We start from the raw sequence: 8795 nt of genomic DNA on the forward strand, positions 1-8795 counted from the left end.
TGTTCTTCACTTTCCTTCTCGGAACATTCCCGGCCGGACTCGTGATTTACTGGACATGGAACAACCTGCTTTCCATTATTCAGCAAGCTGTGATTATGAAAAAAGCTGGTGTTCCTTTGGGACGCACGCCTGCAGAAACAAAAAGTTAATCCACGGTTTTGCAAAATCGATATTGAAAGGCCCTGACACTAAGTCAGGGCCTTTTGCGTTATTCCTTGCTGAAAGCAAGAACAAAGACTATTCATCACCCCGCTCTCAAATGTAATAATATATTTTGCCCACAATAGAATGCTGGGCCTGAGATATAGGGCCAAAGGAAAGAAAAATGACTGACGATATTCAAAATTCCGGCAACCGCTTCGATAAACCCGAAGAGGACCCCGCGATGCTGGAAGCTGGTCGATTGCTTTTCGCAAAGCCCTGTGACTTTATCCTAGGTGCCACAAAAGATGAGCACATTGGAAACTATAGCCTGCCAGAAATAGCGTTTGCAGGGCGTTCCAATGTTGGAAAATCGAGCTTGGTAAACGCATTGACAGGTCAAAAAACACTGGCGCGTACATCGAACACACCCGGTCGAACCCGTCAGTTGAACTTCTTTGATCTTGGACAGAAGCTCATGCTAGTTGATCTTCCGGGGTATGGGTATGCACAGGCTTCAAAATCTGACATTGCCTATTGGACAAACCTTACCCGTAACTACTTACGCGGACGGGCTGAACTAAAGCGTATTTTGCTTTTGATCGATTCACGGCATGGCGCAAAAGACAGCGATCGCCAAATCATGGATGAGCTCGACACCTGTGCTGTTTCCTATCAGATCGTCATGACAAAAACAGACAAGATCAAACCAACACCACTTGCTGAAGTTGAAAAGAAACTCACCGCCGAACTGGCCAAGCGTCCAGCAGCACATCCGCAAATTATGAAAACTTCATCCGCTAAATCACTGGGCATTGCCGAACTCAGAGCAAGCATCGCCGCACTTACGGAACAAGGTTGATAAACGTCCGTGTTTTCACCTGCGAAATATTTCGCTATAAGCTGTTAATCACATTCCTATCAAGAACCTTATCCCAAACTCAACATAACGAATTCAAAGGTCGCCAAGATGACAACCAAACATGCCAAGGACCCCAGAAAGTGGCTTAGAACAGCCCAGACAATTTCAGAGGCCTTGCCATTTATGCGACGTTATTCCGGCAAAAAAGTTGTCATCAAGTACGGTGGCCATGCCATGGGGGATGCAGATCTAGCGGACAAATTTGCCCACGACATCGTTCTGTTAAAGCAAGTTGGTATCAGCCCCATTGTCGTTCATGGTGGGGGACCTCAAATCGGTGAGATGTTAAAACGACTTGCAGTAAACAGCGAATTTATCGATGGATTGCGAGTAACCGATGCCGAGACTGTTGAAATCGTTGAAATGGTTCTCTCTGGCAAGATCAACAAAAGCATCACCGCAGCAATTAACAAAGCTGGTGGAACTGCTGTTGGGGTTTCAGGAAAAGATGGAAGCCTTATTAAAGCAAAAAAACTACAGCGAACAATTAAAGATCAGGATTCAAATATCGAGAAGGTTCTTGATCTCGGATTTGTTGGTGAACCCGAAGAAATTAACCCTAACTTCCTTCTCGAGTTAGATAGATCAGGTATGATTCCTGTGATCGCCCCTATTGGCTACGGACCAAATGGTGAAACCTATAATATCAATGCCGATACAGCAGCTGGGGCCATTGCCGCTGCCGTTGGTGCATCACGCCTGTTATTAATGACTGACGTTGCGGGTGTTTTGGATAAACAAGGAACACTTATTTCAGAGCTCACAATATCAAAAGCAGCAGAGCTTATGCAAGACGGAACAATTAGTGGCGGCATGATTCCAAAGCTTGAAACCTGCCTGGAAACAGTTCGTGGTGGCGTTGATGCGGCCGTCATCCTTGACGGTCGAGTTGCGCATTCCATGCTGTTAGAAATATTCACCGATTGCGGCATAGGCACGATGATCAAAAAGGCCTAGAAATCGGTAAGGCTTCTTATTCAAATACTTTTTTGGGGGGGGGATCAGCCCTCTGACAAAAAAATCCATCAAGAGAAATCTCAGACAGAAAGTCAAGATTGGTGAGTTACTGGCTATTCGGCATCATCAAGATATAGGGTAACTTGCCAATCCAACTCTTTATCAGAAATAGGAGCTTCGCCATTCTCATCAGCTTTAATCGACTGTTGTGGTGGAATCCCTGCTAACCGTAATTGAACAATATTTGCCAACTCCATAGAAAATCCAGCTTTCCAAACCAAGGCCACGACTGTTTTTGCAGCCCTCGAAAGAACCATTCTGCGCGCGACCAAAGGCGGTAGATCAGCAACTTTGGCAAGAGCTTGAATAGCAAATTCACGGTCACCACAATGTAACCGCGTCGTTATAAGGTCTTCTGTCAACTTTCCCGATTTATACAGTTTTTCAACTTCACTCTCTATTGCTTTCTCATCTTCAGAATCAATGTTTTCCTGGAGAACATTATCAACCTCCATCCGTTTACGGACTTCCAAGCCAATAGCAGTAGAGACTTCTGGATCCATATCTGGCCTGTCTAATAAGTTCTCCAACAAAGTTTCAGCAACAAAACCAGCCAAGCGTTTCAAAGAAAGAGGTGAAAGTTTAGGACGTTTCACAAGGGGTTCGTGCCAAACCTGAACCTCAGGGGCTTGCTCAACCAATAGATCCAACGTTTCCTCGCGTATTTGTGCCGATTGGTTATCAAGCATCGCAGCAATTGCGTCGTGATCTTTGGTTTCAACAATAGCATCTGTAATGCTTTCGCCGAGATTGGAACGCCGGGAAATAGCTTTTAACCGTGAGCCTCGCACACCATCCCAGATTATTTTCAACAAGTCTTCGTCGGTTAAAATCGGCGAGGATTGAAGAACAGGAGATGCCACACTATCGACCTCATCACAGGCAAGCCTACGGACGATAGCGACAGGAATTGTGTCTAACTCTTTGACAGCCTCAGAAATAACTTCTCTAACTTTATCTTGCTGATCTTCAACAAGTATTTCGAGGGTTTTTATAACAAAATCATACGCTTTTCTTTGTGTTTTCCGATCCAGTTCAGGTGCCAGCTTACCAATTTTCTCGGCAAGTTCCATACGAACCTGACTGTCATTATCCTTTGCAAGCAACAAATCAGCTTGTTTCGGTGTTAAGGCGTTAGAGGCAATTGCCTGACGTACATTGGCATTATCATCATCAGCTAAATAATAAAGAATTTCCGGTTGAATATCCTTGCGATTGGCCAATGACAACCTGACGTCACTATCTTTGCTCTCAGCCATTTCTTTTGCGTCTTCATACGCCAACGCTGCTTGCATTCTTTTACCACCCTTTGACGAATCAGCTGACTTACTCATTAATCAACCTCATCATTATTTTCTTTCACGACATAAACGCCATTTTTGCCAGATCGTTTCACTCGGTACATGGCCTCATCTGCATGTAATAACAAATCGGATAGATTCGTATCCTTCTGTGCCGAAAAAAGATATCCACCAACAGAAGCACTCAAAGACCACTTGGGGTCATCTTTTCTGGAAAACGCAGGAATAAGCGCATCCAATAGATCTTGCGCTTTGACTTGCGCCTCTCCCTCGGAAACAGCCGGTAAGAACAATACGAATTCATCCCCCCCCAAACGCGAGATCCAATCATTCCGCCTTGTTTTACTTTTTAAAATTTCCGCAAAATCCTTGAGAACCTTGTCTCCTTCTTGATGTCCATAAGCATCGTTTACATACTTGAAATTATCCAGATCAAGATAGAGTAATAAATGTGTTTTTTCATCACCAAGATTATCTTCGATAAAACCATCTAGCAGGTGTTCAAAGTGCCGCCTGTTCAAAAGCCCTGTTAACGGGTCTGTACTGGATAGGGCTTGAAGCTCTTTATGATGGCCGTATTGTTGCAACGAAATACCAATTTGAACTTGTACACGTTCAAGAAGTTCACCTTCCCCAGGGGACCAAGAAGCCCGATTCCCCTTACGCCACAGACAAGTAAATCCATTTAACTGACCACGAAATTTAGTACAAACAGCAACAAGAATACCATCTGAACTGGTTTCCTGATAAACGATTTCGCCCATTTCCATTGCAACTTGGACCCGCGCAATCGCATCCAGTTGTAGTGCTTCACCTTCCTCTGCAACAGCCTGCCATATATCGCCGTCAAAATGGCTAATCATCACAGCATCCACAGGTAACGCCGGGATCAGACAATTTGCGACAGATACCAACATTCGCATCGGCACCATTTCACTGCGCGCAATTTCCAGGATTCTATTATAGACACGTTCACGATGAATCTCGTTAGCCCGCAATAATTCATCATGACGTAGTTCTGTGATATCACGACAAAACCCCCGATTACCGTGCCATATTCTACGATCTCCCCAAAGAGGCATCGACGTTACTAACAGGCATCGCTCGTCACCAAAGTTGTCTTTGACCCAAATTTCTTCCTCCTCGCAAGGAACCTTGCAGGAAAAGGGGTTAGTAACAACTGATGATGGATCAGCAAACAGGGTTTCTGCATCTGAACCTGACAACTCAGTAGAAGAAAATCCCAAACCTCCTTCGGGGGTAATAAAACTGATTTTTCCTTTTTTATCAGTCTCCCACGCGAAATCGCACGCGGCCTCAAGAAGATCACGATAACGTTGCCTGGATTCAATCAGCGCAGCGCGCAAGTTACGTTCAAGAGAAATATTACGCCCAAGCAAAAGCGCGGATGCCCCGTCAGACCAAGGTAATAAGGCAAGATCAAAAGCGCCAAGGACTCGACTATCCTCATCCTTCCCTTCTCGCACGAGCAAAGGGTTCACCTGTGCAGCTCGCCCACTCAATGCCGATTGCAGAGCATCGCGGTACTCTTCTGATCCACCACGTTTAATGAATGTACACAGTAAATCAGCCTGTTCATTTGCACTGGAAACACGACCGTTTCTTTCAACGAAAAGAACCGCTCCAGGAAAATCTGCAAAGGGGCCGCCCGGAATGGTAACACCCCATAGTTCCTTGTCGGTTTTATTTGGCAAATCAACACTCTTATTCATTTTTGTCTTTCCTGGTAGAGCCTTCTCGGCACCTCACAGATACTGTTCTGGACCAAGTTTAAATCACCACAGTTAACACCAACTTAAACTTGGGATTTTGCATAATTAAATATCGCAAAAGCGATTCTTGCTTGGCTAATCATAAAAATCTGACTAGGCATTCTTATTACGCAGATGAATGTTCGACGATTGGAAAGTGAAAAATGGCGAGCTTAGATGACAGAGATGTCTGGTTATTTGATCTGGATAATACACTCTACCCAGCTTCGTCCAATTTGTTCGGGCAGATTGAACAGCGGATGGGAAGTTTTATACAAGAATTTCTTGATCTCGACCCAATTGAAGCCAAAAAAGTTCAAAAGGATTATTTCCATCAGTATGGCACAACACTGAAAGGCCTTATGGTCAATCATGATTTGGCACCAGATCGCTATCTCAATTATGTCCACGATATCGATTTTGGTGTGATTTCACCGAACGAGGCACTCAATAAAGCGCTTACAAATCTGCCTGGGCGGAAGCTGATCTTTACCAATGCATCCAACATTCACGCATCAAATGTAATGGATCGCTTAGGAGTTAGTCATCATTTCGAAGAAATTTACGACATTGCAGATGCAGATTACATACCAAAACCATCACAATTCCCTTATGACGACATCATCAAGAAACATGGTATCGACCCCACCCGATCTGTATTTTTCGAAGATTCTGCCAAAAATTTAAAACCTGCGGCTGAAATGGGAATGACAACGGTCTGGGTCAAAACAGATATCGATTGGGCATCCGTGGGGGCAACCGATGATAAAGGGCAGATTGCTGATTTTATTCATCACCACACAGACGATCTCGTGAGTTGGCTAAATAGTTTATAAACCTACTTCAAATTGGGAATAAACCCGCCCCAAAAGCCATAAATCGTATAACATCGGCTTCAGGGCCTGTAAGCGTTTGACAAGAGAATAACCTCTGCCGCATTGTCCCCACCAAAGCCGCGAGGGCTCAATCAGATAACAGTCGACGATGGGACGTATCATTATGAATACTGATATCCAGAATAGCATTGAAAGTGCCTGGGAAAACAGAGACCAGGTAAGCGCAGCAACAACAGGCGAAGTTCGCGAAGCCGTAGACGAAGCTCTTATGCTTATGGATTCAGGTCAGCGTCGCGTTGCCGAGAAAGGTCCAGACGGTTGGATCGTCAATCAATGGCTGAAAAAAGCTGTCCTCTTGTCATTCCGCCTCAACGATATGTCTCTCATCGCTGGTGGCCCCGGCGAAGCCACAAACTGGTGGGATAAAGTTCCCTCAAAATTTGAAGGTTGGTCCGGCGATCAATTTGCATCCGCAGGTTTCCGTGCTGTTCCCGGCAGCATCGTGCGCCGTTCAGCTTATATTGCGCCCGGTGCTGTCCTGATGCCAAGCTTTGTTAATCTAGGCGCTTATGTTGATAGCGGTACCATGGTTGATACTTGGGCAACTGTTGGCTCTTGCGCGCAGATCGGCAAGAACGTTCACCTATCCGGCGGCACTGGTATAGGTGGTGTTTTGGAACCTCTACAGGCTGGTCCAGTTATTATCGAAGACAACTGCTTCATTGGTGCCCGTGCCGAGGTTGCCGAAGGCGTTATTGTTGAAGAAGGTTCCGTTCTTTCCATGGGCGTTTATATCGGCGCATCCACCAAAATTATTGACCGTGAAACCGGTGAAATTTTTATGGGTCGTGTTCCAGCCTATTCCGTGGTTGTTTCTGGTACACTTCCTGGCAAGCCACTTGCCGATGGAACACCGGGGCCGAACCTATATTGTGCCGTTATTGTGAAACGTGTTGACGAGCGCACGCGTTCAAAAACATCAATCAATGATCTTTTACGTGACTAACGAAGACCGGAGCGAAAATAAATGACCGTCGAGAACCCCGCCTCTGCCTTAGAAGTCAGTCAGGCACTTATCAGATGCCCCTCTGTCACGCCTACAGAAGGAGGGGCTCTCGACCTCATGGAATCGCTTTTAAAGCCCTTGGGTTTTGAATGTCAACGTTTGCCATTTAGTTGCGCAGAAACCTATGACGTTGATAACCTCTATGCCCGATTAGGCAAAAACGGCCCCGTGTTTGGATACGGGGGACACACCGATGTCGTTCCCGTTGGTGATGCTAACGCCTGGAGCGTTGATCCCTTTGGCGGCACTGTTGTTGATGACAAACTAATTGGACGCGGCACCGTCGACATGAAAGGCTCTATCGGGGCCTACGTCGCTGCATTGACCCGTTTCTTGAAATCACCTCAAGGTCAAAACCTAAATGGTTCACTAAACCTGATTATTACAGGGGACGAGGAAGGCGTTGGCCTAAACGGAACACGCAAAGTTCTCGACTGGATGACTGATAAGGGCGAGAAGATGGACGTCTGTCTTGTCGGGGAACCAACAAGCAATACTGTTCTTGGTGATATGGTCAAAATTGGTCGTCGTGGATCTATGAACTTCGCCTTAACCGTCCGTGGTGTGCAGGGACATACGGCCTATCCGCAGCTGGCTAGCAACCCGCTACATCCCGCCATCAACATGCTGCACAATCTGTTGCAAGAGCCATTGGATAGCGGAACAGAACACTTCCCGCCTTCAAGCCTTCAATTAACAACCGTTGACGTTGGTAATCCGGCAACAAACGTGATTCCGGCAGATATCACGGCAAATTTCAATGTTCGCTTTAACGACCTCTATACCTCAGACCACATTGAAGCTTGGGTACGCGAACGCCTACACCGGGCTGATTTTGACTATGATCTAAAAATTCGCGTATCCGGGGAATCGTTTTTGTGCCCCCCAGGTCCTTTCAGCGATCTGATCGGCACGTCTATTCAAGATATAACAGGTGTTAAAACTGAGCTGGGCACATCCGGCGGAACGTCGGATGCGCGTTTTATCAAAGATTACGCGACAGTTGCTGAATTTGGCCTCTTAAACGATACTGCTCATAAAGTAGATGAACACTGTACAGTCCAAGAACTCGAGAGTTTATCCAAGATCTATGAAACAATGCTAAGGGGATATTTCAAAGCGTGATCCCAACTCTCGCAGAAATAAAAACCAACCTAGGCGACGCTTTGCAGTATATGCGTTTTAACGGCGCACAGATAACGCAGACAACTGTGAATACAGAGGTCTTTTGGAAATCATTTTTTGCAGCGGTCCTTTGTATCCCCGGCACAATCTATTTAACGATTGCCCAACCGCTGGAACCAGAGCCAACTGTCGATCTTTTTGCTCTATTCCTTATTGATTCGCTGTTTTATATCATTAACTGGATCGCCTATCCGGTCATGATGCACCTACTGCTACTTCTGCATAAAAAAGAAGGTAGATTTGGTCTCTTTATAATTCATTATAATTGGTTGCAGGTATGGCAATCGCTTGTGTTTGTTGGATTATTTTTTATTTTGCAAACAGATCTTTTACCAGCTGCATTAGCAAGCTTTGTGTCCCTAATAAGCCTGATATATATACTCGCTGCCCAAGCTCATATGACAAGAACAACACTTGAAACAGGTTGGTTTGCCGCCTCTGCCTTTGTTATTTTCAACATTGTTCTGGCACAGGCGATTCACGCCTTAAACCAAGATATGATGTATTTGTAAGCGGACACAATCGATGATTATTGCGCCGTTGGTTCTTTGCCAA

At 45.4% G+C, this 8795-nt stretch carries 8 protein-coding genes; 6 read left to right on the top strand and 2 right to left on the bottom strand.

The window, feature by feature from the left end:
- Window positions 1-325: 325 nt before the first annotated feature.
- Entirely contained in the window at window positions 326-1003 is a 678-nt protein-coding gene (gene yihA, locus Q0241_RS02755) for a ribosome biogenesis GTP-binding protein YihA/YsxC (RefSeq protein ID WP_299372699.1), read from the top strand.
- 108 nt (window positions 1004-1111) lie between these two features.
- Entirely contained in the window at window positions 1112-2020 is a 909-nt protein-coding gene (gene argB / locus Q0241_RS02760) for an acetylglutamate kinase (protein WP_299372702.1), read from the top strand.
- Window positions 2021-2133: 113 nt separating this feature from the next.
- Here argB and Q0241_RS02765 read toward each other — a convergent pair whose 3' ends face one another.
- Complete coding sequence (locus tag Q0241_RS02765) at window positions 2134-3414, bottom strand: DUF2336 domain-containing protein (protein WP_299372705.1); 1281 nt, start codon at window positions 3412-3414, stop codon at window positions 2134-2136.
- Entirely contained in the window at window positions 3414-5114 is a 1701-nt protein-coding gene (locus Q0241_RS02770) for a sensor domain-containing diguanylate cyclase (RefSeq protein ID WP_299372708.1), read from the bottom strand. The genes Q0241_RS02765 and Q0241_RS02770 overlap by 1 nt, the downstream gene beginning before the upstream one ends.
- A 203-nt stretch (window positions 5115-5317) precedes the next feature.
- On the opposite strand from Q0241_RS02770, the gene Q0241_RS02775 reads away from it, so the two are divergent.
- The 4 genes from Q0241_RS02775 to Q0241_RS02790 all read left to right on the top strand — a co-directional run bounded on the left by Q0241_RS02775 (window position 5318) and on the right by Q0241_RS02790 (window position 8752).
- Window positions 5318-5989, top strand: coding sequence for a pyrimidine 5'-nucleotidase (locus tag Q0241_RS02775; RefSeq protein WP_299372711.1), 672 nt, complete (start codon window positions 5318-5320; stop codon window positions 5987-5989).
- A 163-nt stretch (window positions 5990-6152) separates the two neighbouring features.
- Window positions 6153-6995, top strand: coding sequence for a 2,3,4,5-tetrahydropyridine-2,6-dicarboxylate N-succinyltransferase (gene dapD, locus Q0241_RS02780; RefSeq protein ID WP_299372714.1), 843 nt, complete (start codon window positions 6153-6155; stop codon window positions 6993-6995).
- A 21-nt stretch (window positions 6996-7016) separates the two neighbouring features.
- Window positions 7017-8180, top strand: a complete 1164-nt coding sequence (gene dapE, locus Q0241_RS02785; protein WP_299372717.1) for a succinyl-diaminopimelate desuccinylase — start codon at window positions 7017-7019, stop codon at window positions 8178-8180.
- Window positions 8177-8752, top strand: a complete 576-nt coding sequence (locus Q0241_RS02790; RefSeq protein WP_299372720.1) for a hypothetical protein — start codon at window positions 8177-8179, stop codon at window positions 8750-8752. The genes dapE and Q0241_RS02790 overlap by 4 nt, the downstream gene beginning before the upstream one ends.
- Window positions 8753-8795 lie beyond the last annotated feature (43 nt).

The organism is uncultured Kiloniella sp. (assembly GCF_937128705.1).
Taxonomy (GTDB): Bacteria; Pseudomonadota; Alphaproteobacteria; order Kiloniellales; family Kiloniellaceae; genus Kiloniella.